The sequence below is a fragment of the Pseudomonas sp. 05N434 genome (assembly GCF_056396965.1).
Window position 1 is genome coordinate 1 of record NZ_JBFTMK010000844.1, and the last position, 1,407, is coordinate 1,407.

At 58.2% G+C, this 1,407-nt stretch carries 3 protein-coding genes; 1 reads left to right on the forward strand and 2 read right to left on the reverse strand.

All coding sequences use genetic code 11. The features are described from left to right. Both AC1DLB_RS30010 and ubiE read right to left on the reverse strand, forming a co-directional pair. The coding region (locus AC1DLB_RS30010; protein WP_477786284.1) for an SCP2 sterol-binding domain-containing protein at window positions 1-166 on the reverse strand (166 nt) is incomplete at its 3' end. Next, the gene (ubiE, locus tag AC1DLB_RS30015) at window positions 166-936 is read right to left on the reverse strand and encodes a bifunctional demethylmenaquinone methyltransferase/2-methoxy-6-polyprenyl-1,4-benzoquinol methylase UbiE (RefSeq protein WP_007936800.1); all 771 of its coding nucleotides are present in this window, start codon (window positions 934-936) and stop codon (window positions 166-168) included. The genes ubiE and AC1DLB_RS30010, both read right to left, overlap by 1 nt. 154 nt (window positions 937-1,090) lie before the next feature. Here ubiE and AC1DLB_RS30020 point away from each other — a divergent pair, with 154 nt between their 5' ends. Then, window positions 1,091-1,366, forward strand: a complete 276-nt coding sequence (locus AC1DLB_RS30020) for a polyhydroxyalkanoic acid system family protein (protein ID WP_064615913.1) — start codon at window positions 1,091-1,093, stop codon at window positions 1,364-1,366. The last annotated feature ends 41 nt before the right edge of the window (window positions 1,367-1,407 follow it).

Genomic DNA, 1,407 nt, shown 5'->3' on the forward strand with positions numbered 1-1,407 from the left:
GGCCTTCATCGCTGGGCAGGATGAACAATTGCAACGCCGGGCTGCGGCAGTCGACGGCAATCACCTTGCCACTCAAATGCGCCAGCCGCGGCAGCGCCGTGCTGTCGAGACGCAGCACCCGGTTCAGACCGAGTTCAACGCTGGCGAGCAGGCCGGCCAGCAACATCAGGGTTTGATGCCACGGTGCAGGGCGACGATGCCTGCGGTCATGTTGTGGTAGGTCACGCGGTCGAAACCGGCCTCGACCATCATCGACTTCAGGGTTTCCTGATTCGGGTGCATGCGGATCGATTCGGCCAGGTAGCGATAGCTTTCCGAATCATTGGTGATCAGCTTGCCCATCAACGGCATGAAGGCAAACGAATAGGCATCGTAGGCTTTGGACATCAGTGCGTTGGTGGGTTTGGAGAACTCCAGCACCAGCAGGCGACCGCCGGGCTTGAGCACGCGCAGCATCGAGCGCAGGGCGTCTTCTTTATGCGTCACGTTGCGCAGGCCGAAAGCGATGGTCACGCAGTCGAAGTGGTTGTCCGGGAACGGCAGCTTTTCAGCGTCGGCCTGGACGAATTCGACGTTGCCGGACACACCCAGATCCAGCAGGCGGTCACGACCGACCTTGAGCATGGATTCGTTGATGTCGGCCAACACTACCTGACCAGTTGGCCCCACAAGATGCGAAAACTTTTTGGTCAGGTCGCCAGTGCCGCCGGCGATGTCCAGCACGCGGTTACCGGCACGCACGCCCGACAGTTCGATCGCGAAACGCTTCCACAGACGGTGCATGCCGCCCGACAGGAGGTCGTTCATCAAGTCGTACTTGGCGGCTACCGAGTGGAAAACCTCAGCGACTTTTTCCGCTTTCTGGCTTTCCGGAACGTTTTTGAAGCCGAAGTGAGTGGTGGGTTCGGCATCGCTGCCTTTGCGCTGATCAGTCATATCGCTGTCACCAAAATAGAATGCGGGACATTCTAATCCCGGTGGCCTGCTTTGTCTTGGCAAGGCTGAAGGTAAGATATAGAGAAACCGGGACGTTTTGACGCAGTAACGGTCAAGATGCTTCAGGAAGTGTCCATAAAGCAGGAGTCATTCGATGGCCCATATTAGTGTTGAGCGTGCCCATGGCCTGGGTAAGGAAGCGGCCCGCGAGAAGGCCGACAAGTTGGCGCAGAAACTGTCCGATCAATATGGCCTGGAGCCACAGTGGTCTGGCGACACGCTGAACCTCAAGCGCTCCGGTGTGAAAGGGGCAGTGCATGTGGGCGAGGATTCGATCAGGGTCGATGTCGAACTGGGGCTGTTGATGTCCGCCATGAGCAGCACCATCAAATCGGAAATCGAAAGGGCCCTCGACAAAGCCCTCGCGTGATTCCCCAAAGAGCGCAGCCTTCGGCGGCTCCTGCATTGAAA

Bases quoted from the DNA above. Each gene is read 5' to 3' on its own strand.
- ubiE (WP_007936800.1), bottom strand. From the start codon at position 936: ATGACTGATCAGCGCAAAGGCAGCGATGCCGAACCCACCACTCACTTC.
- AC1DLB_RS30020 (WP_064615913.1), top strand. From the start codon at position 1,091: ATGGCCCATATTAGTGTTGAGCGTGCCCATGGCCTGGGTAAGGAAGCG.